The 26,221-nt window shown below is 69.4% G+C and carries 25 protein-coding genes; 10 read left to right on the forward strand and 15 right to left on the reverse strand.

The features are described 5' to 3' along the window. Nucleotides 1-17 precede the first annotated feature (17 nt). The gene (locus tag B378_RS0112670) at nt 18-428 is read left to right on the forward strand and encodes a DoxX family protein (protein ID WP_017344145.1); all 411 of its coding nucleotides are present in this window, start codon (nt 18-20) and stop codon (nt 426-428) included. Nucleotides 429-564: 136 nt separating this feature from the next. Here the strand turns inward: B378_RS0112670 and B378_RS0112675 are convergent, their stop codons facing one another. From B378_RS0112675 to B378_RS0112690, 4 genes are all read right to left on the reverse strand, one after another. Beyond that, nucleotides 565-1,938, reverse strand: a complete 1,374-nt coding sequence (locus B378_RS0112675; RefSeq protein ID WP_017344146.1) for an ABC transporter substrate-binding protein — start codon at nt 1,936-1,938, stop codon at nt 565-567. Nucleotides 1,939-2,146: 208 nt separating this feature from the next. Continuing rightward, the gene (locus tag B378_RS0112680) at nt 2,147-3,805 is read right to left on the reverse strand and encodes a gamma-glutamyltransferase family protein (protein ID WP_017344147.1); all 1,659 of its coding nucleotides are present in this window, start codon (nt 3,803-3,805) and stop codon (nt 2,147-2,149) included. 100 nt (nt 3,806-3,905) lie between these two features. Continuing rightward, nucleotides 3,906-4,211, reverse strand: coding sequence for a putative quinol monooxygenase (locus B378_RS0112685; protein WP_017344148.1), 306 nt, complete (start codon nt 4,209-4,211; stop codon nt 3,906-3,908). 119 nt (nt 4,212-4,330) lie between these two features. Continuing rightward, nucleotides 4,331-4,534: a hypothetical protein gene (locus B378_RS0112690; protein WP_017344149.1), complete on the reverse strand. Its 204-nt coding sequence runs from the start codon at nt 4,532-4,534 to the stop codon at nt 4,331-4,333. Nucleotides 4,535-4,621: 87 nt separating this feature from the next. Between B378_RS0112690 and B378_RS0112695 the strand changes: the two genes are divergently transcribed. Next, on the forward strand, nt 4,622-4,831 hold the full coding sequence (locus B378_RS0112695) for a DUF1328 domain-containing protein (protein ID WP_017344150.1): 210 nt from the start codon (nt 4,622-4,624) through the stop codon (nt 4,829-4,831). A 665-nt stretch (nt 4,832-5,496) separates the two neighbouring features. Here B378_RS0112695 and B378_RS0112700 read toward each other — a convergent pair. Beyond that, nucleotides 5,497-6,153, reverse strand: coding sequence for an HVO_0476 family zinc finger protein (locus B378_RS0112700; RefSeq protein ID WP_017344151.1), 657 nt, complete (start codon nt 6,151-6,153; stop codon nt 5,497-5,499). A gap of 158 nt (nt 6,154-6,311) precedes the next feature. Between B378_RS0112700 and prs the strand changes: the two genes are divergently transcribed. Further along, nucleotides 6,312-7,172, forward strand: a complete 861-nt coding sequence (gene prs, locus B378_RS0112705; protein WP_017344152.1) for a ribose-phosphate diphosphokinase — start codon at nt 6,312-6,314, stop codon at nt 7,170-7,172. A 3-nt stretch (nt 7,173-7,175) separates the two neighbouring features. Here the strand turns inward: prs and B378_RS0112710 are convergent, their stop codons facing one another. Then, nucleotides 7,176-7,739, reverse strand: coding sequence for a maltose acetyltransferase domain-containing protein (locus B378_RS0112710; RefSeq protein WP_017344153.1), 564 nt, complete (start codon nt 7,737-7,739; stop codon nt 7,176-7,178). Between the two features lie 421 nt (nt 7,740-8,160). Between B378_RS0112710 and B378_RS0112720 the strand changes: the two genes are divergently transcribed. Beyond that, nucleotides 8,161-8,811, forward strand: coding sequence for a LysE family translocator (locus B378_RS0112720; RefSeq protein WP_017344155.1), 651 nt, complete (start codon nt 8,161-8,163; stop codon nt 8,809-8,811). A gap of 255 nt (nt 8,812-9,066) precedes the next feature. After that, complete coding sequence (locus tag B378_RS0112725; protein WP_026046285.1) at nt 9,067-10,758, forward strand: Na+/H+ antiporter NhaC family protein; 1,692 nt, start codon at nt 9,067-9,069, stop codon at nt 10,756-10,758. A gap of 228 nt (nt 10,759-10,986) precedes the next feature. Here the strand turns inward: B378_RS0112725 and B378_RS0112730 are convergent, their stop codons facing one another. The 5 genes from B378_RS0112730 to B378_RS0112755 all read right to left on the reverse strand — a co-directional run bounded on the left by B378_RS0112730 (nt 10,987) and on the right by B378_RS0112755 (nt 15,202). Beyond that, on the reverse strand, nt 10,987-12,141 hold the full coding sequence (locus B378_RS0112730) for an ATP-NAD kinase family protein (protein ID WP_017344157.1): 1,155 nt from the start codon (nt 12,139-12,141) through the stop codon (nt 10,987-10,989). A 272-nt stretch (nt 12,142-12,413) separates the two neighbouring features. After that, entirely contained in the window at nt 12,414-13,112 is a 699-nt protein-coding gene (locus tag B378_RS0112740) for a molybdopterin-binding protein (protein WP_017344158.1), read from the reverse strand. Between the two features lie 75 nt (nt 13,113-13,187). Further along, complete coding sequence (locus B378_RS0112745) at nt 13,188-13,967, reverse strand: DUF5803 family protein (RefSeq protein ID WP_017344159.1); 780 nt, start codon at nt 13,965-13,967, stop codon at nt 13,188-13,190. Between the two features lie 15 nt (nt 13,968-13,982). Further along, on the reverse strand, nt 13,983-14,678 hold the full coding sequence (locus B378_RS0112750; protein WP_017344160.1) for a DUF2110 family protein: 696 nt from the start codon (nt 14,676-14,678) through the stop codon (nt 13,983-13,985). Continuing rightward, complete coding sequence (locus B378_RS0112755) at nt 14,678-15,202, reverse strand: transcription factor (RefSeq protein WP_017344161.1); 525 nt, start codon at nt 15,200-15,202, stop codon at nt 14,678-14,680. The genes B378_RS0112750 and B378_RS0112755 overlap by 1 nt, the downstream gene beginning before the upstream one ends. A gap of 148 nt (nt 15,203-15,350) precedes the next feature. Between B378_RS0112755 and B378_RS0112760 the strand changes: the two genes are divergently transcribed. After that, nucleotides 15,351-16,316, forward strand: a complete 966-nt coding sequence (locus B378_RS0112760) for a hypothetical protein (RefSeq protein WP_017344162.1) — start codon at nt 15,351-15,353, stop codon at nt 16,314-16,316. Nucleotides 16,317-16,344: 28 nt separating this feature from the next. Here B378_RS0112760 and B378_RS0112765 read toward each other — a convergent pair whose 3' ends face one another. Further along, the gene (locus B378_RS0112765) at nt 16,345-17,865 is read right to left on the reverse strand and encodes an ATP-binding protein (RefSeq protein WP_017344163.1); all 1,521 of its coding nucleotides are present in this window, start codon (nt 17,863-17,865) and stop codon (nt 16,345-16,347) included. Between the two features lie 72 nt (nt 17,866-17,937). Between B378_RS0112765 and B378_RS0112770 the strand changes: the two genes are divergently transcribed. After that, nucleotides 17,938-19,425 carry an ATPase domain-containing protein gene (locus tag B378_RS0112770; protein ID WP_017344164.1) on the forward strand — a complete coding sequence of 496 codons (1,488 nt, stop codon included), beginning with the start codon at nt 17,938-17,940 and terminating at the stop codon, nt 19,423-19,425. 6 nt (nt 19,426-19,431) lie between these two features. Here the strand turns inward: B378_RS0112770 and B378_RS0112775 are convergent, their stop codons facing one another. Further along, the gene (locus B378_RS0112775) at nt 19,432-20,073 is read right to left on the reverse strand and encodes a tRNA (cytidine(56)-2'-O)-methyltransferase (RefSeq protein ID WP_017344165.1); all 642 of its coding nucleotides are present in this window, start codon (nt 20,071-20,073) and stop codon (nt 19,432-19,434) included. Between the two features lie 168 nt (nt 20,074-20,241). On the opposite strand from B378_RS0112775, the gene B378_RS0112780 reads away from it, so the two are divergent. Next, nucleotides 20,242-21,288, forward strand: a complete 1,047-nt coding sequence (locus B378_RS0112780; protein WP_017344166.1) for a phosphoribosylaminoimidazolesuccinocarboxamide synthase — start codon at nt 20,242-20,244, stop codon at nt 21,286-21,288. A 97-nt stretch (nt 21,289-21,385) separates the two neighbouring features. Next, the gene (locus B378_RS0112785; protein WP_017344167.1) at nt 21,386-22,090 is read left to right on the forward strand and encodes a DUF47 domain-containing protein; all 705 of its coding nucleotides are present in this window, start codon (nt 21,386-21,388) and stop codon (nt 22,088-22,090) included. A 26-nt stretch (nt 22,091-22,116) separates the two neighbouring features. Here B378_RS0112785 and B378_RS0112790 read toward each other — a convergent pair whose 3' ends face one another. Both B378_RS0112790 and B378_RS0112795 read right to left on the reverse strand, forming a co-directional pair. Then, nucleotides 22,117-22,674 carry a diadenylate cyclase gene (locus B378_RS0112790; RefSeq protein ID WP_017344168.1) on the reverse strand — a complete coding sequence of 186 codons (558 nt, stop codon included), beginning with the start codon at nt 22,672-22,674 and terminating at the stop codon, nt 22,117-22,119. Between the two features lie 69 nt (nt 22,675-22,743). Beyond that, complete coding sequence (locus tag B378_RS0112795) at nt 22,744-25,518, reverse strand: AAA domain-containing protein (protein WP_017344169.1); 2,775 nt, start codon at nt 25,516-25,518, stop codon at nt 22,744-22,746. Between the two features lie 134 nt (nt 25,519-25,652). Here B378_RS0112795 and B378_RS0112800 point away from each other — a divergent pair, with 134 nt between their 5' ends. Continuing rightward, complete coding sequence (locus tag B378_RS0112800; RefSeq protein WP_017344170.1) at nt 25,653-26,204, forward strand: hypothetical protein; 552 nt, start codon at nt 25,653-25,655, stop codon at nt 26,202-26,204. The last annotated feature ends 17 nt before the right edge of the window (nt 26,205-26,221 follow it).

Raw genomic sequence — 26,221 nt, forward strand, 5'->3', positions numbered from 1 at the left:
GCGCCGTTGCGGGAGGTATGAGCGACGAAGACCCAGAGACGAGCGACGAGGCGGCAGACCGCGGCGCGCCGTCGCGGCTCGGCCGCGTCCTGCTCGGCGTCGGCCTCGCCGCGCAGGCCTCGGAGGACTTCCGCGACATGGACGACACGATCGAGTACGCCGAGTCGGCGGGGGTCCCGATGCCGGACGTCGCCGCGCCGTTCGCTTCCGGTATGATGGTGGTCGCCGGCCTCGGTATCGCGCTCTGGCGCGTCCCCCGGATTGCGACCGGCGCGGCGGTCGCGTTCCTGACCGTCGTGACCGCGACGATGCACGACTTCTGGAACGCCGACGAGGGCGACAAGAGCGGCGAGCGGCTCGCCTTCTTCGGCAACCTCGCGATGCTGGGCGGGGCCCTGGTGTTCCTTCGCGAGGCGTACAAGAAGTGACCGGCGGCGAGGCACGACGCGCCGCCGAGTCGACTTATAAATCACTCTCGGGATCGACCTCCACAGCTCCACCGCTCGTCGACGAGCGCGGCGGCTCACAAGTCGCGAAAAATCGGCGAACGGCTCGGGCAGACTCCTACTCGTTCAGCACGCTCGACCACTGGCTGGTGTACGTCGGCTGGTTCGGCTCGAAGGAGACGCGCTGAGTGATCGTCCCGTCGCGCTCCTGGAACGCGTTCACGTACGCCTCCTCGAGCGACTGCCCGTAGGCGTCGTTGAGGTACAACGTCCCTGAGCTCTCGGCGCCGACGTTGTCGCCCACGGCGAGGTCCGCCATCGCGGGCCCCTGGAGCAGGTCCGAGGGCGCGGTCCGGAAGATGTAGTCGTTGTCGTCTAAGTCCGTCACGTTCGGGTCGGTCGAGGACGGGGAGATACCGACGACGCCGTTCGGGATGAACACCTCGTCCGCGACCTGGAGGTTGACGTTCGAGGAGGCCGGGCCGACGACGGCGGCGAAGCCGGCGTTGACGAGGGCGTTCGCGCCGGAGATACCGGCCTGCGGGTTGGTCTGGGTGTCCTCAACCCGCGTCTCGACATCGACGTTGAGGCCGGCGTCGTTGACCTGCGTCGCGGCCAGCAGCGCCCCGTCGCGGATCGGACCGCCGAGCGGCCCGAGGTCGCCCGTCTCCGGCATCAGCACGCCGATGCGAGCCGTGAATGAGTCCACGCCGACGGGCTCGGCCGCGGTCGCGTTCCGGTCCTCCTCGGTGAGGTCGTTCCCGAACTCGACGGTGTCCAGGGTGACGAGCTCGCCGTCTTGGAAGTCGATGATGTCGTAGGCGGCGGTGGCCATGTCGCCGTTGACATCGAAGTTGACGCTGGAGGACGCGCCCACGTACTGGACAGGGTCGCCGGCGGCGACCGTCTCGACGGCCTCGGGGAGGTCCGCGGGACCGAACTCCTCGCCGCCGGGGTTGGCGACGGTCCGGACACGGTCGCGGATCGCCGCCCCGTCGTTCTCGCCCGCGGCGGTCGCCGCGAGGATCTCCACCGCCATCGCGTCGAACGCCTGCGAGGTGAACACGCCCGGTTCCTCGCCGTACTCCTCCTGATACGACTCCGCGAAGAACTCCGCGCCGGGGCCGCCCGCGGAGGGCGCGGTGCCGATGACGTTGTTCATGTCGTTGTCGACCTCGCCGGGGAGGTCGGCGTCGATCAGCCCGTCGGGGACGATGATGTCGAGGTCCGGCGCGCTGTCGGCGAACTCCGAGTAGAAGTCGCGGAACAGCTGAATGCCGGACTGCGGGAAGCCGACCACCATCACGGCGTCGGGGACGTCGGAGCCGTCACCGCCGTCGCCGCCGTCGCTTCCGTCGGAGCCGTCACCGCCGTCGCCGCCGTCAGAGCCGTCGCTCCCGTCGCCGCTCTCCGTCGAACAGCCGGCGAGCCCCGCGATTCCGACCGCTCCGGCGCCCCTGAGTACGTCGCGTCGCTGGATTCTTCGCGTCATTCTGTGAGCGTATACCATACGAGTCATTATAAGTGTATCCACGGCCACAAATACGACCCCGGCGGAACTCGGACGCATCAGGCCGGTTCTGTCCCGTACAGGTGCGCTCTACCAACCGTTCGCCGATCGACTCCCGAGCGCGAAAACGACCCTCATTCTCGTACGCTGATAAGAAATCGATCGGTGCCGCGGCCGCGCTCGCCCGAACTCAGTACCCCTGCGCGTTCCCGTCTTTCCGGGGCTCGGTGGCGGCCGACAGGACCCCGTCCCGGTTCCGGGCGATCTGCGCGCCGCCGAACATGACCGGCGAGAGCGTCCGCACGTCGTGGTCCTTCCGGACGAGCTTCGCCGCGGCGTCGTCGTCGAAGTGCGGTTCGAGCCCCAGTTCGCCGCTCTCGCGGTAGCGCCACCGCGGCTCGTCGAGCGCACGCTGGAGCGGCATGTCGTAGTCGACGATGTTCGAGATCACCTGGACGTGGCCCTGCGGCTGCATGTAGCCGCCCATCACGCCGAAGGCGGCCCAGTCGTCCTCGTCGAACCGAACGACGCCCGGGATGAGCGTGTGGAAGGGGCGCTTGCCGGGTTCGAGACTGTTCGGGTGCTCCGGGTCGAGCGAGAAGGACGCGCCGCGGTTCTGGAGGGCGATGCCGGTGTCGCCGGCGACCAGGCCGGAGCCGAAGCCGGCGAACCGCGAGTTGATGTAGGAGACGACGTTGCCCGCGTCGTCGGCGACGGTGAGGAGGACGGTGTCGGCGTCCTCGGCGTTCGCGTTCGGCACGCCGAAGGAGACGTCGTGCGAGGCGGTCTCGCCGACGCCGGCGGCGCGCTCGGCGGCCCACTCGCTCGACGCGAGCGGCGGGACCTCCTCGTACTCGGGGTCGGTGATGTAGCGGTGGCCGTCGTGGAAGGCTCTCTTCAATGCCTCGGCGAAGTAGTGGACGCGCTCCGGCGAGTCGTAGTCGTACTCGCCCGCACCGAGTTCGGCGGCGACGTTGAGCGCCTCTAAGGCGATGAGCCCCTGGTTGTTCGGCGGGAGCTCGTACACCTCGGCGCCGTTGTAGGTGGTCGACACCGGATCCGGCCACTCGACCTCGAAGTCGGCGAGGTCGTCGACGGTCATGAACCCGCCCTGCGACTGGACCTCGTCGGCGATCGCCTCGGCGATCTCGCCCTCGTAGACGACATCGGCGCCCTCCTCGGCGATCTTCCGCATGGACTCGCCGAGCCGCGGGAGCGTCACCGTCTGCCCGACGTCCGGCGGCTCGCCGTCGAACAGGAACGCCTCGCGGGCGTGGTCGTCGGTGAACAGCGCGTCGGCGCTCGCCCAGTAGGAGGCGATGACCTCGGACACCGGGTACCCCTCCGTCGCGTAGCGGATGGCCGGCGCGAGCGCGTCCGCGAGGCTGAGCCGGCCCAGCTCCTCGACGGTCGCCTCCCAGCCGCGCGCCGTCCCGGGGACCGTGACCGCGTGCGGGCCGTAAAAGGGCATCCCAGCCTCGCCCGCGTCGTCGACCGCGTAGCCGCCGTCGTCGGGGTAATAGGAATCGGCGTCGTCGTCCTCGGCGAGCGCCGCCTTGACGTTCTCGATCGTCGCGTCCGCGGGCGCCCCGCCGCACGAGCGCATCGCGCCGACCTCGCCGTCGGCGGTCCGATACAGTGCGAACACGTCGCCCCCGAGCCCGGTCGAGGTGGGCTCGACGACGTTGAGCGCGGCGGCGGTCGCGACCGCGGCGTCGAACGCGTTCCCCCCCTCGCGGAGGACTTCGATCCCCGCCTCGCTCGCGAGCGGCTGACTGGTCGCCACCACGCCGCGCTGGCCGTACACGGTCGACCGGCGCGACGTGAATCGGTCTAAGTCTGGCTCCATACGAACTCGTCCGGCGCGCGAGTGAATAAAGCCCCGACCGGATGTGTCCGGTGTCGGTCCGCCGCGGTCGGCGGGACACGCGGCTGCGACCGCGGACTGCTTAGGAGTGTTTGGCCGCCAGCACGTCGATCTCGTCGACCTGCGGCTCCTCGGCGAACAGCTCGTCGGCGCGTTCGAACAGCTCCGCCGCGATCTCGCCGTCGAGGTGCGCCTGCCGGCCCTCCTCGTTCGGGAACGTGTCGAAGATGCCGAACGTGGTCTCGTCGAGCCGCAGCGCGAACCACGTCGTCGTCTGCTCCTCGGCCTCGGCCGCGGGCAGCGCGGACTCGAGGAACTCGGCCACCTCGCCGGCCTTCTCGGGTTTGGCTTCCAGCCGCGCCTGGAGCGCGTACTCGGAGTCGGACATTCCTGTAGATCGGAGGGCTGCGACGCGTAAAACACCCGTGACACCGGGTATCCGGACGCGAAGCCTGAGCTACCATCGACGGGCTGGGGGCACACGTCGACCGGTGCGACGCCCCCGCGTCACCCCTCGAACTCGACGTAGTGCCGCACCAGTCCGCACTCGGGACACATCACCGTCGTCAGGCCCTTGTGTTCGTTCACGCCGAGCTTGCCGAGCAGCCCCGCCCGCTTCTCGCCCGTCTCGACGTAGGCGTTCCAGGCGTCGCCCATTCCGAACCTGACTTCCTCCATCGTGACGGCGCAGTCTGGGCAGCGGTGACTCATGGGTGCCGACTCGCACACGGGCGTGAAAACAATTCGTCCGCGCGATAGCCCTCGAATAACTAACCGGGTGGCGGCGGTCGATAGCGTATGAACCCGGCCCAAGTGGTTCACGACGGTGCCGTGCTCGCCCCCCTACAGTTCGGCGGGGACCTGATCGGACTGGCGATCGCCTTCCTGGTCCTCGCGATCGTCGCGGCGATCGCCGGCGCCAGCGGGGTCGCCGGCCTGAGCATGACCATCGCCAAGTGGCTCGTCATCATCTTCGTCGTGCTCGCGGTCGTCTCGTTCGTCCTCTGATCGGTCGCCCGACGCGACCGGCGGTCGGGGCGGTTTCGCCCCTCGTCTGAGACGGCGATTTCCGTCGAAGCGCCCGGATTTTCGCCGCTCTCGGACCGTGAAAATGCTACCGAGGCTCGCGTAGCCGCCGCTCACTCGGCGTCGGTTCAGAAGGTGTGGCCTCGGCACTCATAGGGCTCGTCGTCGCCGGGTGCCGAGTCCGGCTCGGAGCGGTGGTTCGTCATCGGCCGCTCGTCGGTAGTCGCGCCGCCGAATAAAAGGATCCGGCCGCGCGGTCAGTGCGACGAGCCGGCGTACTCGTTCCAGCGGTCGGTTCCGTTCGCGATCCGCCGGGTGTCGGACGGGTCGAACGTCCCCGCACACTTGGCGACCGCCTCGGCGGCGGTCGGCAGGTCGTCGGTCCCGTCGTCGGCGTCGGTCGCACCGTCGTCGCCCGGGTTCGTCGATGGACCCGATCGGTCGGTCGTCGGTTCGGTCTCGGTCGCCTCGCGCGTGCTCGGACCGCCGGGACCGGCCGTCGTCCCCGCCGTCGAGCGTGCGTCAGTCGTGTACTACGGGTGGCACGACTCGACTAACGAGCGTATCCTTCATAATTGTTTATGTTGGTACGAGCTTTCGCCGGCCGGGTCGAGGTGACCAGGTCGACCGCGGCGAGCGCGCCGCGCCTACCAGGCCGACCACGCGGTGAGCGTCTCGTCGCGGGCGTACACCCGCTTGAGGTCCTTCGCGTAGGCGAGGTCGCCCGGGTGGTCGAGCTTCTCGTGGCGGTACTCGGGGGCGTCCTCGCGGATCTGGAGCCCCTCGACGGTGAACTCCTCCTCGCCGAACTCGACGGTCTCGTCGACGGTGAACTCGTAGTCGCCAGGGACGTTCACCCGCAGCGAGCGGGTCTGGTCCGCCTCGCCGTCCTTCGGGTGGAGCGTGACGGGGACCGCGACGTTGTCGACCGCGCGGGTCCACAGCGTCTCCACGTCGGTGATGTCGGCCTCCTCGACGCGGTTCTCCGGGCCGAGTTCGATCCCGGTGATCCGCACCTGCATCAGCGCCTCGTCCGTGTCGACGACGAACTCCTCGCCGGTGCCGACGTCGCCCTCGGCGGGCACGTCCATCGTCGTCGTGAACGAGTCGCCGTCCTGCGAGACGACGATCGTGACGGCGACGGTCTCCTCCTCCGGAATCTCGGTTTTGTGGGTGTGGTCGCACTCGGTACAGCGAACGGTGGCCTGCCCGCCCGGGCTGAGGACCTCGTGGACGGTCGGCTCGTCGGGCGAACACGACGGACAGGGGAGTCCGACGCGCGCGCCGGCTTCGGTGTCGCTCATTGGGCGCTCGTACCCGCCGCGCCCGTAAATATCCGCCCCTGTGGGGCCGGTGTGGGTCGCGCTCGCGTGGCGCGCGGCGTCTCGGTGGCGGGCGAGGGAGCGCGGGGCGGCCGCGCGGTAAGGAAACTGGTTTACCGGAGTCCGCGGAACGGTCGCCCATGATCGTACCCGGGTCCAGCTCGCAGCAGCTCGCGGCCGCGCTCGCCGCGGAGACGGGCCGGGCGCTCGCCACCCCGACATACGACCGGTTCCCGGACGGGGAGGGGCTCGCCGCGGTGCCCGACTTCGACGCCGACGAGGCCGTGATCGTCGCCGCGACCGACTCCGACGAGGCGTGGGTCGAACTGCTCCAGCTCCAGGACGCCGTCCGCGAGGCCGGCGCCGCGGACGTGACGACCGTTGTCCCCTATATGGGGTACGCCCGCCAGGACGACTCCTTCGGCGACGGCGAGCCGGTCTCGGCCCGCGCGATGGCGCGGGCGATCTCGACCGGGACCGACCGCGTCGTCCTCGTCAACCCCCACGAGACGACCGTCGCCGACTTCTTCGACGTCCCCGCCGAGGCGGTCGACGCCGCGGGCGTCCTCGCGGCTCCGCTCCCGGCCGACCTCGACGACCCGCTCTTCCTCGCGCCGGACGAAGGGGCGATCGACGCGGCCGCCACCGTCCGCGACGCCTACGGCGCCGGCGAGACGGACTACTTCGAGAAGCACCGCGACCGCGAGACGGGCGCCGTCGCGGTGTCGCCCTCCGACGCGCCGGTCGCCGACCGCGACGTGGTCGTCGTCGACGACATCATCGCGACCGGTTCCACGATGAGCGAGTCGGTCGCCGTCCTCACCGACCGCGGCGCCGCGCGGGTGCTGACCGCCTGCGTCCACCCGGTCCTCGCGGCCAACGCGGTGACGAAGCTCCGCGCCGCCGGCGTCGACCGGATCGTGGGCACCGACACCGTCGAGCGCGGCTGTAGCGTCGTCAGCGTCGCGCCCGCGGTGGCCGACGCGCTGGACTCGCGGTAGAGGTCACTCGTCGTCGATTTCTCGGATCGTCTCGGCCGGGTTGCCGCCGACCACCGTCCGCGCCGGCACGTCGTCCACCACCACGGCGCCGGCCGCGACGACCGCGCCGTCGCCGACCTCGACCCCGGGCGTGAGCACCGCCCGGCCCCCGATCCAGACGTCGTCGCCGACCGTGACGGGGTCGCCGAACTCCAGCCCGGCCGCGCGCTCCTCGGGGTCGATCGGGTGCGTCGCGGTGTAGACGTGGACGCCCGGCCCGAGCTGACAGTTCTCGCCGAACGCGACCGGTGCGACGTCTAAGAAGACGCAGCCGTAGTTCGCGAAGAAGCCGTCGCCGACGCCGACGTTGTACCCGTAGTCGCAGCGGAACGGCGGTAGGATCGTCGCGTCGTCTCCGACGTCGCCGAACAGCTCGCTGAGCAGGCGATCCCGGCGGTCGGTCTCCGTCGGCGCGGTGTCGTTGTACCGGCGGCAGCGGTCCCGTGCGCGCCGCCGGTCGGCGACCAGTTCGGGGGCCGACGGGTCGTACGCCTCACCGGCGAGCATCCGCTCCTTCTCGCGTCCCATACGACTCCCGGCGCTGCGAGCGACAAAGGCCTGTCTGTCGGCGGCGTCAACGGTCGGCATTTATAAATCGAGTCGCGTGTCGCCGGCCGACGGCTATGGTCTACCGCTATCTCGTGACGGAGTCTCAGCAGGGAGGTACGAAGTTCGGGGCTACCGAACTGATCGATCTACGCTTCGTCGACCGAGACACGAACAATCACTCCCTCAGATACTGCGGTAGCCGTGTCGTCCTCGGAATCAACAGAGCAGACTGCTCCCCGAGGTCGTGGGAGGATCAAACGCTTTTTATTCGGCTTCGTTGAAATCTGCAGTAGCCGATAGCATATCTGTGCTGAATACAGATCCCCACTCCGCGTTGACGGTTTTGACAGGAAATCATCCCGTATTGTCGGGCTGAAAATCCCGTAGTGGCCTCTTTTAAATGAACGTACTCGTTTTTGACCACACAACCCTTGTCACGTTTGTTTCGGCGGCGATAGTGGTCATTCTTTCTCCCGGCCCGGATACGATATACACCTTGACGGAGAGTCTCCGTCGCGGGCGCTATGCCGGGGCGGCCGCCGCGTGCGGAACGGCCACAGGAATCCTCGTTCACACGACGGCAGCGGTACTCGGATTAGCCGCGATCCTCCGAACCTCGGCGCTTACATACACCGTCGTGAAGTACCTCGGCGTCGCCTATCTCGTCTACCTGGGCGTTCAGGCGTTCCGACACGACGAGGAGTTCGAGATTCGGAATACCATCTCAGAAACGAACTCCTCGCTTAGACGCTCATACAGGCAAGCAGTGACGATCAACGTCTCCAATCCGAAGGTTGCCGTCTTCGTCCTCGCGTTCTTCCCGCAGTTCATCTCTCGGACCGCAAGCGTATCTCTCCAGATGTCGATTCTGGGGCTGACCTACGCCACTCTCAGCGTCCTGTACCTCCTGATCGTGGTCGCGTTCGCCAGTCGGGTACGGCACATTATCGTTGACTCCGAGACGGTTTCTAGATTCATCCAGTACGCGAGCGGTAGCGTACTGATCGGGTTCGGGCTGAAACTGCTAACCGAGAAGCAGCCCGGAACGTAACCCCGAAACTCTTGACAATCCTATTCGCACGGCCTCAGCGCGCGAGACCCTCGCTCAGTCTCTCGCACGGCCAGAGCGAACTCGAATTATGATGTATTTCGACCGAGGAGCGTTCAGGATATTCCGGTATCTCACGGAAGCCGTTGTAGATATATACGAATATTTTTCATGGACCAATATTCAATCCTGTCTGTGACCACCACAACTTACGGTCTGTTGGCGTTGGCACCGCCACTTCTCGCAATCGTACTGGCGATGACGACACGGCAGGTGTTAGTGTCCCTGTTCGCCGGCGTCTGGATCGGTGCGATGATCGTGGCCGGGTGGAATCCTATCGCCGCGACAGCACTCACTATGGACTGGCTCGTTGAGGTGTTTCGGTCGCCGTTCAACACGAAGTTCATCATCCTCATCATGTTCATGGGGGCGGGCGCGGCGTTCATTCACCGCTCTGGGGGCATTCTGGCACTGGAGCAGTGGATCGGCGACCGAGTCGACAGCGCCCGCGAGTCGCAGATCCTCACCTGGCTCATCGGGGTGTTCATCTTCTTCAGCTCATACACCAGCACGATTGTCACGGGCAACGCCACGCGGGATCTCGCTCAGGAGAACCGCTCCTCCCGAGAGATGCACGCCTACGCGCTCGACTCGACGACCTCGCCCGTGGCGACGTTCGGGCCGGTGTCGTCTTGGATCGGGTATCAGGTATCGATGATTATCGCCGGCTTCGAGGCTGCCACGATCACTGCCTCGGAACTCGGGATGACGCCATTCGGACTGTTCCTCCAGAGCATCCCGTGGAACATCTACTGTTTCATGGCGTTCTTCATGGTCGGGTTCATCGCGATCACCCAGCGGTTCTTCGGTCCGATGCTCGACGCCGAGTGGCGGGCGCGTTCCACCGGTCGGACCATTCGGGAGGACGCGACGCCGCTGTCGGACGTCTCGCAGGACGTCGGCGAACCCAGCGATAAGAATCCGACGCTCGTGAATTTCTTCGGCCCTATCTTGGTGTTGCTCGTCGTTAGCCTGGTCTCGATGTGGTGGCTCGGTGGTGGCCACAACCCTGGCGTCAGCATCTCGGAGGCGTTCCAGGAGACCGACGTGGCCCTCGGTCTGCTGTACGGTTCCTTCGCGTTCATGGTGTCCGGCTTTATCGGCGCGCTCGGCTACCGGACGATGGACCTCGAAACGGCCAGCGACACCATCATCCAGGGATTCAAAACGATGAACATCGCCATCGCGATTATCGTGCTGGCGTGGTCGATCGGCTTAGCCGCCGAGAGGGTCGGCACCGCGCAGGTCATCGTCGACGCGATGGTCGGCAGCGGCATTCCCGGGACCTTCCTCCCGGTGATCATCTTCCTCGCGGCGATGTTCGTAGCCTTCACGACCGGTACCTCCTGGGGAACGATGGCCATTCTGACCCCCCTGGCAATCCCGCTGGGGTATGAACTGGTCGGCCCCTCTATTCTCCCCGTGCTCGTTGGGGTGCTGTTCGGCGGCGCCATCTACGGCGATCACAGCTCGCCAATCAGTGACACGACGGTCATGTCGTCGATCTTCTCGGGCTCTGATCACATCGACCACGTCAATACCCAGATACCGTTCGCGGGAACTGCCGCGGTGGTCACGGTGTTCGTGCTCATACTATACGGTCTGGGCCTCCAGACAGCCTACGTCGCCTTGCCACTAGCGCTCGTTCTGACGGCGGCCGCAGTGCTCGTCCTCAATAAGTTCGACGCCAGACGCAAGGGACTCCCCGAGGTAATGCCATCTGCCGACGCCATCGAATCCGGCGAAGTCGACGTTGACGCCGTCGAGCGCGGTGAGGTCGACGGCAATAACGGGAGCCACAACCACTTCTCACTGGTCCCGGTGTTGGCGGTCGTCATCGTCGCCGCGTACCTCGCGCTCGTGTTCACGTTCGCCGCGATAGGCACCTGAACCGAGCTCGACCACTGACCGTTTTCCGCGTTCCGGCTGCCTTCCAGCACCGGCTTCGCGTCCACGTCTTCGATTACCGAGCGATGGTCCGGCAGATGCGTCCTCGCTGCGGTCACAAGTCGGACGAACTACCCTCTCGGCGAAGCCTTCCGTCCGCCTGCCCGCCGCACAGCCGTCCCGGTGCGTTGTCCGCTCGAAGCGGCTCCGACGGGAGGCGGCATGGCCCGGTCAGACGATCTTCATCATCCGCGTCTCGAACTTCCCGACGCGGACGCGGACCCAGCCCGCGAGCTCGTCGTCGAGGTCTGGCTCGTCGGTGTCGACGCGGAGCGCGCGCACGTCGTCGAGCTTGGCGCGCGAGGCGACGATCCGGAGGTCGCAGCGCCGGATCACGGCCGGCGAGATCTGGGGGTTGCCGCGGCCGAAGACGAACCCCTGCCCGCCGATGGGCGAGACGACGACCACGTTCTCCTCGCCGAGCGCGTCGAGGATCGCCGCCTCCGTCGCGTCGCGGACGATCACCTCGCCGTCGCGCCACACGTCGACGCCGATCGGCGACGGCTCGAAGCCGAGCTCGTCTTTGATCGCCCCCACTGTCGACCCCGGGCCGAGAACGAAGGTGACGCCGTCGCCGTCGCGACCGCGGATGTCGGCCGCCACGCCCTCTGCCAGCGACTCGACGGTGCCGCTCGCCGTCTGTTTCGACGACTGGAGATCCTCGGCGACCGGGACGTGCGCCACCCCGCGGAGCGTCGGGTTGACCTCCCCCTCGCGGTAGGCGTCCTCGTCGATGTCCATCACCTCGCGGCGCTCGGTCCGCGAGAACGACGCCGCGACCTCGGCGGCGTCCTCCGGCGAGACGGCGAAGACGGAGGAGTACACCTTCACGCCCGCGGGAACGCCGAGCATCGGCACGTCCGTCCCCTCCAGCGCGGCCGCGACGTCCGCGGCGGTGCCGTCGCCTCCGACGAACAGAACGAGGTCCACGGGGTCGCCGCCGCTCGCTTCGGTCTCGGCCGCGGCCGCTCCGTCCCCGTCGTTCCCCGCGAACGCCCGCACGACCGCGGCGGTGTGGGCCGCGGTCGTCCCCGTCGGCTCGGGGGGCACAGTCGACTCCGAGCCCTCGCCGTCGAAGGGGTCGACGACGCGGACGGGACCGAAGCCCGCCTCGCGGACGATCGACTCGCCCATCGGGTCCGCGGCGACGGAGACTTCCGTCTCGGGGGCGACCGCGGCCAGCCGGTCGAGCATGCGCTTCGCTCGGTCCGGCGCCCGGGGCTCCGCGCCGCGCTCGACCGCCTCCGCCACCTTCCCGTCGGTCCCCTTCAGTCCGACGCGGCCGCCCATGCCGGCGACCGGATTCACGACGATCCCCACGTGCATACCCGACGTTCACCGCGCTGGACTCTTAAACGGGACGCGTCCGGAAGCCGCGGGTCGCCGACGGCGGGGCCGACTGCGGACGAACGGGTCGCGCGAGAATCAACGCTTAAGACGCCCCCAAGACAATCCCGGCACATGATCCTCGAAGCCGCCGTGACGGAGCCGCTGCCGATCAGCGCGACCGCGGGCGCGGTCCTGCTCGCGAGCCTCGCGCTCGTCGCCGTGTGGGTCGCGTACCTGTACCGCTAGGCAGAGCGCTCGCACCTGTACCGTCAGGCGGACTCTTCCTCGACCGCGTCCGTGTGCTCGCGGATCCACGCCGCGGCGAGTTCGGCCTCCGCCTCGCTCTCGGCGGTGATCTTCACGGTCACGACCTCGCCCGGGTAGGAGCCGACGCGCACGTCGAACCGCTCTCGCAGCGACGCGAACCGGTCGAGCAGCTCGCTCTCCGGCTCGTCGACGTCGACCGTGAGAACGTGGGTTCGCGTCCCCGCGAACTCGTCTGCGACCAGCTCGAACATCGCCTTCATCTCCGTCGGGACGCCGGGCAGGACGTAGACGGACTCGACGACCGCGCCCGGCGCGACTCCGGCCTCGTTCGGCAGCGGCCGGCAGTCGGCGGGGAGGTGCGTCGTCTCCGCCGCGAGGTCGCTCCCGCTGTACCCGCGCTCGGCGAGCCACGCGGCCGCCTCCTCGTTCTCGACGAGGTCGCGGCCGAACGCGGCCGCGACCGCCTCCATCGTCACGTCGTCGTGCGTCGGCCCGAGACCGCCGGTGACGATCACCGCGTCGTACTCGGCGTGGTACTCGTTGACGACGCGCGCGATTTCGCTCACCTCGTCCGGCACGACTGTCACGCGCCGGACGGCGACGCCCCGCGCGTCGAGACGGTCGCAGAGCCAGGTGGCGTTCGTGTTCTCGGTGTCCCCGACGAGGAGCTCGTCCCCGACGGTGACGACGGCGGCGTTCATACCGAACGCAAGCGCCGCGCGGTAGAAAAGGACCGCGGCGCGGGCGGCGTTCGGGGATCGACGCGTCCGCGGCCGTCAGAGCAAGCCGTCGTCGTCATCGTCGTCGTAGACGCCCAAACCGAGGTCGCGGCGGCGCTCGCGGAGCGCCTCCAGCTGTCGCCGGAAGTAGACCGTCCCGGCGACCGCGGCGACCGCTCCGATCACGAGGATGACGCCGAACACCACTAAGTCGCCCTCGCGGTACGACTGGACGACGATCGAGCCGCCCGACACCCCGTCCCAGACGATCCGGTCGCGGTCGCCGACCGCCTCGACGGAGTGGTCACGCGGCGACACGTGGCCGACGATCGGGAACTCCGTGGTGAAGCCCGGCGGGAGCGTCACGGCGTACGACCCCTCGACGTAGGCGCGCATCGTGAACCGGCGCGGCGACCCGGCGCCCGAGAACGCCGCCTCCCCGCCGGCCATGTCGTCCGCGAACCGGATCCACGTCTCGTCGGTCGTCCGCTCGATCTCGCCGCCGCGGGCGCGGAACTCGCTGCCCGTGATCACCTCGCCGTCGGGGTACCGATACCGGAACGCCTCGAACTCCAGGGGCTGGTCGCCCGCGTACGGCGTCTGCTCGTACAGCCGGATCTCCTCCCGGTCGCCGACCGCGTACACGGCGGTGTACCTCGCGTCCGTCGAGAGGGTGAACGCGGCGTCGCGGTCCGTGTCGAACTCGTACTCGCGGGGCGGCTCGGCGTCGAGCGTCTCGTTCGTCACCTCGCCGCCGCCGGTCGCGTAGCCGAGGCAGCCGGCGCTGACCGCGAGGAGGGCGATCGCCGCCGCCGCGAGCGCGAAGCGTCTGTTCACGGTTCTCGGATCTGGTTAGACCACACAGCGCATCTCGGCCGGGAGGTACGAGCCGATGGCGGCCAGCAGTCCCGGCGGGTCGGTGCCTTCCGCGCAGACGATGCTCTGTTCGAGGAGGCCGAGCCGCTCGACGGTGACGATGTCCTGCGCGTGGCCCGCGCGGTTCACCGTCGCGCGCGTCTCGCCGCGCGTCGCCGAGTTGACGTTCACCCGGCCGTCGCCGCGCTGCCAGTCGTACAGGCGGTCGCGCTCCGCGTCGGCGAGCCGACTCGGCTCCGCGTCCGGGTCACCGGCGTCGCCGCCGTAAACGAACCGCATCGGGAGGTGCTGGACGAGGCCAAACCGCTCGACGACCTGCTCCGGCGAGCCGACGCCGAGCCCGAGCTCGTCGGCCGGGACGAACACGTCGACGCCGGCGTCGAGCGTGAACCCGACGTCGTCCCACGACTCGAGCGTCCCGACGTACTCCTCGCCCGCTTCGAGGCCGCCGTCGTGGGCGACGATCTCGCCCCACGTCTCCGCGAGGACGTTGCGCGCGACCGGCGCGTCCTCGCCCGTCACGTCGATCTGGACGAAGTCGTCGTCGCGGACGCCCACCTGCCAGTCGACGTCGAGCTCGCCCACGTCGTTGGCGACGAGCGAGTTCATGCCGTCGAGGGCGCGCTCGCGGGCGTCGCCCTCGACGTAGCACTTGGTTGCGAGGACGACCATCAGCCGGTCACGTCCACGTTGAGCTCGTCGCGCAGCGCCTCGATGCGCTGGTCCATCGCGTCGCGGAGCCGGTCGTTGTCCATCGCTTCGAGCGGCGAGCCGCACTCGGGGCACTCGAAGCCGAAGTCCATCGCCTCGCCGAACTCGAAGCGGATCGAACACACCTCACAGAGGTAGAACTCGTGGGTGCGCTCGTACTCCTCGCGCTCCTCTAAGGCCTCGAGCAGTCGGTACATCTCCTCCTGGAGGTTCTCCGGGATGTTGTCGTAGTGGAACGTCCACAGGTACGTGAGCCACCCGGAGTCCTCGTCGCGGACGCGCCGGTACGTCGCCAGGTCGTTCTCGTACAGGATGAACAGCGCGCGCCGCACGTCGTTGAGCTCTAAGCCTAACTCCTCGGCCAGCTCCTCGTCGGTGACCTCGCCGTCGGGCGGCGCGGCCGCGACCGGCATCCCCGTCGGCCCCACCAGCTCGTGGAGGTACTTCTGGATGACGGGGTCGTTCAGTAGATCCTCAAAAGCCATTACGGGAAACTGGTGGTGGAATCCGGTTAAAACCTCCGAAAGGCGCGGTCGCGCTCCTCGCACGATCCCGGAGCGATCACCCTTCGGACCCCGCGGCCGACCCGCGGGTCCGGCAGAGCTTTACGGGCCGTGGCTCACACTCGCCCGTATGGCAGACTCGGTGGACGGACGGGGGCGACGCGCGCTCGGGGCCCTCGCGCTCCTCGCGGTCCCGGCGGTGCTGGCGGCGGTCCCGCTGGTCCCGCTCGCCGCGCTGCTCGGCCCCGGCGGGCTCGGGCTCGTCCCACTCGGCGCGCCCGGGGGACTGCTCGCCGCGGTCGTCGTCGGTCCCGCTGCTTCGGCGATGCTCGGCCCGGTCCTCGTCGACAGGCGGATCGCGCGGCTCCCCGCCGCCGACCTCGACGACCGCCGCGCCGACTTCGTCGCCGACCGCGTCGAGACGCTCGCGGCCGAGGTCGGCGTCGACGCGCCCGAGGTGACCGCGGTCCGCGCCGACGCCGCGAACGTCGCTGCGACGGACGGCTACCGCGGGTCGCGGCTCGTGGTCTCGACGCGGCTGCTCGCCCTCCCGAAGGCCGACCGCGACGCCGCGCTGCGCCACGCGCTGGTGCGGATCCGGACGCGGCAGGCGCTGCTCACGACCGCGACGCTCCCGGCGCTGGCGGCCGTCGAGACCGCGGCGCTGCTCGCGACGCTGCTCGTGGGACGGCGCGGAGACCGCACCGCCGCGGACCGGCGCGTCAACCGGATCCACGGCTACGAGCCGGACCGCGAGCGCGTCCCGTCGTGGGCGTACGCGGCCGCCGGGGTCTGCTGCTGGCTCTTGCTCCTCCCGGCGTGGATCCCCGCGACGGTCGGCGATCGACTCGCTGTCGCCGGCGGGCGGCGCGCCGCGGACGCGCTGGTCGCGCGGGCCGGGAGCGAGGAGCGGAACGGGCTCGGCAACGCGGTCGCGTTCGCCGGCGACGCCGCGGGCGCCGGCGACTGGCCGCCGCTCCTCGACCGGCTCTCCTTCGTCTCCATGGCCGACGCCGAGACGGGTCGCGTGCGCGGGACGAGCCGCCAGGAGGCGCGGACGCGGCTCGCGCGGCTCCGCTCGAAGCGGGCGCTGTAGGCGGCCGCGCGGCGGGCTCGCCCCCCGATCAGGGATCGACCGGCACTTCGATCCGGATCGTCGTCCCGCTCTCCGTGGTGTCGACGTCGAACTCGCCGCCCGCCTTCGCCACGACCCAGTACATGAGCCAGATGCCGAGCCGGTCGGCGTGGGTCAGCGACGTCTCGCCCGCCACTAACACCTGCGTCTCGTGGTCCGGGATCCCGGGGCCGTCGTCCTCGACCTCGATCGCGACCCACCCCGGCGGACTGCGCTCGACGCGCACCTCGACCGACGGCGACGGCGCGTCGTTGTGCTTCACGGCGTTCTCGACCGCCTCCGCCACGGCGACCGGGAGGCCGACGACCGTCGCCTCTATCGGGTCGTCGTCCGGGAGCGTCAGGCTCACCTCGGCGTCCGGGTAGCGGCTCCGCATCCGGTTCCGGAGTTCGATCAGCTCGTCGCGGAGGTCGATCGGGGCGTCGAGCGCGGGCGCCGAGACCGTCTCGTCGACTTTCTGAACCGCCTCCGCGATCCCCGTGAGGTCCGCAGCCGTCTCGGAGATCACGTCGAGCGCCCGGCGTTGCGACTCCTCGTCGGGACCGTTTCGGAGCAGGCCCGCGTACCCCGTGATGAGGTTCATCTTGTTCCGGAGGTTGTGGTTGAGCACCCGGGCCATCACCTCCAGGCGCCGCTCGCGGATCTTCCGTTCGGTGATGTCCGTCTGGAACCCGACGAAGTGCGTGGTCTCGCCCGCCTCGTTTTGTAGGGGCTCGATCTGGAGCCGGTTCCAGAACTTCTGTCCGTTCGCTCGGTAGTTGAGGATGTCCACGTCGACCGACCGCTCCTCGTCGAGTCCTGCCCGGATCTCGTCGGTCGTCTCGTCGGCCGTGTCGGGACCTTGGAGGAATCGGCAGTCCTCGCCGAGCCGCTCCTCGCCGTAGCCGGTCAGCGCCTCGAACTCCTCGTTGAGGTACGCGAGCGGGTTGTCGTCGCCGTCCGTCGCCCGCGCGAGGGTGATTCCTACGGGGGCCTCGTCCATCGCTCGCTCCGTGAGCCGCAGCTCCGCGACGGTCCGCCTGAGGCGGAGCGAGGTGGTCCGGCGCTCGATCAGGTTCGAGACCCGCGTGAGGAGCGCCCGTCGGCCGACCGGCAGCTCGATGACGTCGTCGACGCGATCCCACGCGCGGTCGGCCGGCCGCCCCCGAGACCCCTCGCTCACCAACAGCACGAACGGAAGGAACGCGGGATCTGCGCGCTCGCGCCGGGAGTCCAGCGCGTCGCCGGCGGCGTCGAAGGCCTTCGCGTCGAGGACGCAGCAGTCGAACTCGCCGTCGAGCGCGGACGGGTCGCTCCCGGTCCGGATCCGATAGCGCTCGCCCAGCGCCTCGGCGAGCAGGTCGCGGTCGCGGTCGGCGTCCATCAGGAGAAGGACCGTCGCGTCGCCGCCCGCGGTCGGCGTCTCCCCGCGCACGCGATCGGCGGTTCGGACGTTGTCGCCGACCGCCTCGCCGGGGTCGGACCCGTCGCTGTCGACACCAGCGACAGTCGGACCCGACTCCGAATCCATCTCGTTTCAACGAGGCAGGGAACGCACTAAGAACTACCCATATATATGGCGGTCGCGGCCGACCGGGGTGGTATGACATCGCCAACGGCCGAGCGAGCGTCGACCGGCATCGCCGGGCTCGATGAGATTCTGTCCGGCGGCCTCGTTCCCGAACGGAGTTACATGATCCGCGGGCAGGCCGGGAGCGGGAAGACGATCTTGAGCCTCCACTTCCTCCAGCAGGGCGTCGACGAGGGGGAGACGGCGCTGTTCGTCAACCTCGAGGAGGACCTCCGCGACCTGAAGGCGAACGCGGCCGCGCTCGGCTTCGACACCGACGCGATCGAGTTCCTCGATCTGAGTCCGGGCGCCGACGCGTTCGTCGAGGACGAGTCGTACGAGGTGTTCGAGCCGGCGGAGGTCGAACGCGAGCCGCTGACCGACCGCATCGTCGAGGGCGTCACCGCGGTCGACCCGGACCGCGTCGTCGTCGACCCGCTGACCCAGCTCCGCTTCCTGCTGTCCGACGACTACCAGTTCCGGAAGCAGGTGGTCGGGTTCATGCGGTTTTTAAAGGACCGCGGGGCGACGGTGCTGTTCACCGTCCAGAACACCGAGTCGCTGCCGACGGACGACTTGGAGTTCATCACGGACGGGACGATCCGACTGGACGCCGCGTCGTACGGCAAGACGGTGAGCGTCCCGAAGTTCCGCGGCTCGGCGACGCAGGGCGGCGACCACGCCTACCGGGTCACCGACTCGGGGATCGAGGTGTATCCGGCGCTCCAGCCCGGTGTGCGCAACGCGGGCGACGGCCGGTTCGAGCAGATCTCTTCCGGCATTCCGGAGGTCGACGAGCTGCTCCACGGCGGCATCGAGCGCGGCACCGTCAGCATCGTGAGCGGGCCGACCGGCGTGGGGAAGACGACCCTCAGCACGCAGTTCATGAAGGAGGCCGCGGGCCGGGGCGAACGCTCCGTCATCTACCTGTTCGAGGAGACGAGGGGGACGTTCCTCGCCCGGTCGCGGGCGGTCAACATCCCGGTGGACCAGATGATGGAGAAGGGGACCCTTGAGGTGGTCGAAGTGGAAGCGTTAGAGCGGTCGCCACAGGAGTTCGCGCGGATGGTCCGCGACGAGGTCGAGGGGCGGGACGCCGACATCGTCATGATCGACGGCATCTCCGGCTACCGGCTGACGCTCCGCGGCGGCGACGACCAGATGCTCCAGCAGATGCACGCGCTCGGCCGCTACCTGAAGAACGCCGGGGTGACGGGCGTGTTCATCGACGAGACGCGGAACGTCACCGGTCAGTTCCGCGCGACGATGGAGAACGTCAGCTACCTCGCCGACAACATCGTGTTCCTCCGTCACCTGGAGGTCGACGGCGAGATCCGGAAGGCGATCGGCGTCTTAAAAAAGCGGACGAGCGACTTCGAGCGCACGATCCGCGAGTTCAGGATCACGGAACACGGGATCACCGTCGGCGAGCCGATGTCGGGACTTCGCGGCATCCTGAGCGGCACGCCCGAGGTCGTCGAGCGCGGGTCCGAACGGGACGCGGACCGCCGCGGCGAGTAGCGCGGATCAGCTCGGGTCGGCGGCGTCGGACCCGTCGCCGTCCGGAGACTCCCCGGTGTCGTCCTCGGCGGCTCCGGATTCCGCGTCGACCACGGTCTTCGCGGTCGCCTCCGGGACGACGCGGCGGTCGGCGTCCGCCCACTCGCGGTCCAGCTCCGCGCCGTCGAACAGGCGGTCGAGGAAGACGGCGAGCCCGGCGACCTCCGAGTGGGGCTGGTTCGTCACGCCCACGTTGAAGTCGGCGCGCTCGTACAGCGCCCACGGGACCTTCTCGCCGCCGACCACGACGAGGAGGTCGCGCGGCGGCGACGCCTCCTCGACGACCTCGGGCCGGTCGAGACCGACCGCCTCGCGAACGTCGTCCTCCACGTCCTGGACGCGCTCGCCGTACATCGTGAGGTGGACGACGACCCCGTCGAAGTTCCCGACGAATGCCTTCTGGTCGTCGCGCAGTTCGACCGCGAACGGCCCGCCGAAGCGGTCGGTGATGTCCCGGACGGTCTCCGCGGACTGCCCCGCGTTGTCGGGGAGTATCACCCGGTCGGCGCCGAGCGCCCGCGCCGTGAGCCCGACGTGCGTCGTCATGCGGTCGTCGCGCCCCGGCCGGTGACCGTACCGGAGGACGACGACCTCGCGCGCATCGTTCATGCTACCGCCTGCGCGGGCGAGTCGGGTGTCGCTTTCGATGCAAGCGCGCCGGCGACGAGCCTCGCTGCGCTCAGTCTGATCCGCAGACGTGGATCGAAGCGGAGAGAAATACGACGAGGTGACCACGTAACTGAAACCTTCTTGTGGGAGGCGGTCGCGGTATGCGGCATGACGAGCGTCAAGGAGTTCCGCGTCGACGAGCCGGCGACCGCCGACGGGCTCGGCCGTGGGCGGTTCGTCTTCACGGACGCCTACTCGGTGTTCGACTGGGGGCAGATGCCCGACGCGATCCCGGACAAGGGCGCGAGCCTCTGCGCGATGGGCGCGTTCAACTTCGAACTGCTGGAGCGCGAGGGGGTCCCGACCCACTACCGAGGGGTCGCGGACGCCGACTCCGGCGATGTCGTCCCGCTCGACGAGGCGAGCGCGCCGCCGACGGAGATGGCCATCGACCTGACGCAGGTCCCCGACCTCCCGTACGAGGGGCCGCACGCCGGCTACGACTACGACGCCTTCCACGCCGCGGGCGGCGAGAACTACCTCGTCCCCCTCGAAGTGGTGTTCCGCAACCGCGTCCCCGTCGGCTCCAGCCTCCGGCGCCGCAGGGAGCCCGCGGATTTCGGCCTTGACGACCTCGCGGGGGGCGACGGCGAGTGGCCCGACGAGCCGGTCGACCTCCCCGAGCCGGTCGTGGAGTTCTCGACGAAGTACGAGCAACAGGACCGCTACCTGACCCGCGCGGAGGCCGACGCGGTCGCGGGCGTCGCCGACGTCGACGCCCTCGAGTCCCTCGCGCGAGAGGTGAACCGCGTCGTCACCGAGCGCGCCGAGGCGGCCGGCTTCGTCCACGAGGACGGGAAGATCGAGTGCCTCTACGTCGACGGCGAGCTCCGGGTCGCCGACGTGGTCGGCACGTTCGACGAGAACCGGTTCTCCTACGGCGGGCGCGGGATCTCGAAGGAGGTCGTCCGCCAGTGGTACAAGGCGAACGACCCCGACTGGGTCGCGGCCGTGAAGGAGGCGAAGGAGTCGGTGGCGGGCCGCGACATCGACGACTGGCGCGAGCTCTGCGACGAGTCGCCCGACCCGCTGCCGCCCGCGGTCGTCGCGGCCGTCTCCGAGATGTACGCGGCCGGGACGAACGCGTACACCGACCGCGAGTGGTTCGACGTACCCGACATCGAGGCGGCGCTCGACGCGGTCGACGCGCTGTAGGCCGGGGGCGGCAAATCCGCTGCGAGTCGCCGTCAAACCCTCACGATCGACGAAACGCGAGGGAACCTCTTTACCGCCGACGCGCGTGGTTCCGCGCATGACCACCGACGCCGACTTCGGGGAACGGCTCGAGAACCGGACGGTCGCGTATCTCGACCGAATCGACGACTGCGTCGCGCTCCTCCCGCGAGCGCTCGATGCGTACGCGACCGAGGGCGCGTTCGACGAGACGGTCGACGAGATCGCCGCGGTCGAAAGCGAGTGTGACGAGCTCGTCCGCGAGATCAGGGCGCTCATCACCGACGCCGGACCGGACGACATCGGCCTGTTGAACACGCGGATCAACTTCAACGAGTCCGCGCTGCTCGACTTCTACAACGAGCTCGACGTGGTCGCGAACCACACCGAGCGGATCGTCCAAGAGGTGGCGATGATGCGCCCCGCGGCCGGCGTCGAACCGTTCGACGACATGCGCGAGATGGCCGACCGGATCGCCGAGATGACGGTCGTCCTCGCCGACGTCGTCGAGGGGTTCGTCAGGGGACTCGCCCGCGCCGACGCCACGGAGACGCTCGCCGAGGGGATAGCGTCGATTCGCGCGCTCGAAAGCGAGTGCGACGAGCTCCGCAACGACGCCATCGAGACGGCGTTCGCCGACGGCTCTATCGACCAGCCGCTCGTCTACCGCGAGCTCGCGGTCCTGTTGGACGAGCTGGCGAACACGATCGAGGACCTCACCGACCGGATCGTCGTTATCGCGAGCAAGGAGCCGGGGATCGTGACCGAGACGGACGGCGAGTAGCGCGCGGCGCGTCGGCCGCGGCGCAGCTACCCCCCGGGCCGCCACCGACCGCCGATCTCCTCGCGGGGGTAGTCCTGATACGTGCCGTCGAGGTACGTGGTGACGCGGCCGTCTTCCTCGCTGAGCGTGATCGCCCACAGGACGTTCTGCCGGAGCGACGTCTCCAGGGCGCTCATGTGTTTGGTTCCCATCCAGTCGGGGTACTCGAGCTCCGCGACTCCCGGTACCTCCGCGTGGTGAGGGCTTCGGACTCGGACCATCTGTCGCTGGATCGTCCCGTCGCCCGTCACGACGATCGCGCCGTCGCGGCTGAACCCGACGTCCTCGGCGACCCGCCGAAACGCCTCCGGCGAGTCGAGCACGATCTTACACCGGTCGGTCGGCCAGACGTTCTCTCCCAGCGGGTCGGTGTACGACTCGAAGTCGGTCTCGGCGACGACGAGGAAGTACAGGCTCGGACCGCTCACGTACTGGTCGTCCCACTTGTCGAACTCCATGCTCAACGCCTCGGCCACGTATCGGATCTGGTCCATGAGATCCTGACTGGTGGCGTACTTCTTCAACACCTGATCGAGTTCTTCCATTCGGCTCTACCGTCGATAGGGGCGGAGGCGTGTTAAACGCTCGTGGGGTCGAATTCGCCGCCGCTCGCCTCACCGCCGCGCCCAGTCGAGCACCCGCTCGTAGAATGGGTCGGAGCCGAGCGCGTCGGCGTCGCCGACGAGCGTCAGCTGCTTTTTCGCCCGGGTGAGCGCGACGTTTATCCGGCGGTGGTCCTCGAAGATGGGGCCGTCGAGGTCGCCGGTCGCGACGAAGGAGACGAGGATGACCTCCTTCGAGGAGCCCTGGAAGCGGTCGACGGTGTCGACGGTCACGTCGGTCCGGCGACCGATCTCCGCGACCTGCGCGCGGAACGGGGCGATGACGCCGATGTCGTCCGGATCGACGCCGGCGGCGACGTAGGCGTCGACGACCGCGGCGACGCGCTCGGCCTCGCGGACGTTCCGGTTGCCGTCGCGCTCGCCGTCGGGGTCGACGAACCCCACGCCGCCCGTCAGCTCGGGCGCGAGCGCGTCGGGGTCGACGCCGAGATCCGCGAGCGTCTGCCCGGCCACTTCGGGCGTGGCGGGCCGGAGCGCGCCGTCGTAGAACTCCGCGGAGGCGAACGCCTGGATGCGCTGGCTCATCCGGTACTGGCGGTCGAGCATCACGCTCGCGTCCGGATACTCTTCGATGAGGCGCTGGAAGAGGGAGGTCTGGAGGTCGTTCTCGGCGCGGACGACCGGCGGGAGCTGCTCGTGGTCGCCGACGAGGACGAACCGGTCCGCGCGGTTGATCGCGGCGTGGGTTCCGGGCTCCGTGAGCTGGGAGGCCTCGTCGACGAGCGCCACGTCGAACTCGCACTCGCGCATGACCCGGGAGCCGCAGGCAGCGGTCGTTGCGGCGACGACCGGTGCGTCCCGCAGCTCGGCCGCCTTCGCGTTCGGCTCACCGCGCTGGACGAGCCGCACGTCCTGCATGTCACCGCGGACGCCGGTCTCGGTGCCGACGCGCAGGATTCCGCCGGTTTCACCGGCTCCATCTGGTCGCGAAGACGCGACCCAGTCCTCGAACCCCTGGTCGCGCAGCGCTTCGAGGGCGTTGTCGACCGCGCGGTTCGTGAACGCCGACAGCAGCACCCGGTTCCCCTCCGCCACGAGCGCCCGGATCGTCCGCGCGATGGTGTACGTCTTCCCGGTGCCCGGCGGCCCGTGGATCAGCGCCAGGTCCTCGGCGTCGACCGCGAGTTCGACCGCCTCGTTCTGGGACGCGTTGTTGTCGATGTACGCCTCGGGCGCGTCCGGGCCGTCCGCGTCGCCGCTCCCGGGACTGCCCGGCGGGCGCTCGGCCGGGTCCCGGAACTCCGGTTCGCGCCGGCCGAAGATCACGTCCTTGCGGTCGGGGTCGCCCTTCAGCACGGCGTCGTGGAGCGCGGTGAGCGATCGGTCGACGGAGATCTCGGAGGGGTAGACGTCGAGCCGGCGCAGCTCGACCGGCTCGTCCGTCTCGACGACGACCTCGTCTTTCCCGAGTTCGGTGATCCGCCCGAGTTCGGCGTGGCCGGAGACTGGGTCGCCGTCGCTCGCGAGCGCCACGTCGCCCTCGCGGAGCTTCGAGACGGCGTCGCCGGGCTTCCGGGCGCGGAGCTCCCAGCGCGCGTCGTCGATCTCCGTCTGCGCGACCGGTTCGAGGTCGATCAGCGCGCGGTCGTCGGCCGCCCGCTCCTCCGGGGTCTGCTCCCACAGCTTCCGGTACTCGGCGTGAGTCTCGCGGCGCTCCTCCTCCAAGGCGACGTAGAAGCGGTCGAAGTAGTCGCGCTCCGCGTCGGGCACGGGCGTCCCGACCTGCCCTGCCTTCGACTCCTGATCGAGGCGGCCGGAGACGACCATACACGTGTCCTGCTCGAAGCAGTAGCTGCACGTCGCGTCCGCCTCGTACCCCGTCGGGACGGTGGGGCGCTCGCCGGGGTCGTTGAGCGCGCGCCACTCCATCGCGGCGAGGGCGTTGCGCTCGCGCACGACGAACTCCAGGAAGCCCCGCCCGACGGTGAACTCCTTGGCGGGCGCGAGGTCGCCCGACTCCTCGTTGCGGTCGAGGGCGGTGTTCTTCGTGTACAGCAGCGTCCCGATGTCCGGATCGACGCCGCGCTCGTCGAGCATGAGCGCGTAGCAGGCCGCCTGAACCTTGTCGTGGAACCGCGGCTCCCGCTTGGTGTTCTTCCCGGTCTTCAGCTCGACGGGGGTGCCGCGTCGGAGCGCGTCCGCCCGCCCTTTTAAACCGAACGTGGGCGAGATGAGCGTGAACTCCGAGCGCCACGTGTCCTCGTCGCTCAGGGTGCCCTGCGCGAGCCACCCCTCGACGGCGGCGGCGTTGCGGCGCACCTCATCTTCGACCTCCTCCGTCTCGTAGCCGAGGAGGCCGAGTTCGAGGCCGGCCTCCGCGACGCGGTCCTCGATCGACTCCTCCAGCTCCACGCCTCGGAGCAGGTCCCCGAACACCTCGTGGACGATCGTCCCCTTGACGACCGGGTAGTTGAGCGGGACCCCGGAGAGCTTATTTAAATAGTACATCCGCGGGCACTGGACCCACGACCGGATCCCGGTCACGTCGACGAGGAAGTCGGGCTGGAGGACGACCCACGACTCGTCGGTCGTCGCGTATCCCGTCTCGCCGCGGTACTCGTCTTCTTCCGGGTCGGTGACGAGCAGTTCCATCCCCGGTTCAGCGTGCTCGGCCGTCTCCGTCCACTTCCCCCACAGCGTCACGTCGACCGGATCGCCCGCGCCGCGGTCGGGCCGGACCCGCAGCTCGCGGAGGTCGCGCTCGCCGTACGACGTCGACACCGTCCGCGCCTCCCCGACGGAGACGATCGGCCCGCGAACGTTCACGTCCCCGCTCGGCGGCGGCCCCGAAAAACGCTGTCGGTGGGGGCGGTCGGCCGTCGACCGCGCGCGACTCCGTCCGTCCCGATCCGCCGGCACCGACACGCTCTTGCGCTCGCGCGACCGATGAGTCGACCGACATGCGCGTACGAGACTGGGACGACATCCTCGCGGACGTCGCGAGCGACTCGACCGACCCCGACGGCTGGCGGGCGGTCGCCGGCTCCCGCGAGGGCGGCCTCGGCGAGGACCTCTACTTCGGCCACCCGAGCGTCGGCCTCTACCACCTGAAGACGTACGCGAAGAACCCGCGCGACCTCCGCGGCGTGGGCGCACAGGTCGCTCGCAAGGTCGACGACGAGCTCGACCCGCTCCTCCCGGACGCCGACAGCGACGGCCGGTTCGCGGTTCAGTCGGCGCCCGAGGACGAGGAGCACGCCGAGGAGATGGCGACGCGGCTCACGGAGGCGCTGCGGGTCCACGCCGAGGCGCCGACCGACCCCGACCACCTCTTCGAGGACGTGATGGAGGCGGTCGAATCGCCCGCGTTTGGTCCGATGGAGTACGAGTTCGACGGCCGCCCCGACGAGCTCGACGAGCTCTCCGACACCTTCGACGAGGCCGAGGAGCTGCTCACCTCGGAGCTCGACGACCTGATCGAGGACGACGACGTCGACCGCGGGTTCCACTGAGGCCGGCGCAGTCGGAA

The sequence above is a fragment of the Halorubrum sp. T3 genome (assembly GCF_000296615.1).
GTDB lineage: Archaea > Halobacteriota > Halobacteria > Halobacteriales > Haloferacaceae > Halorubrum > Halorubrum ruber.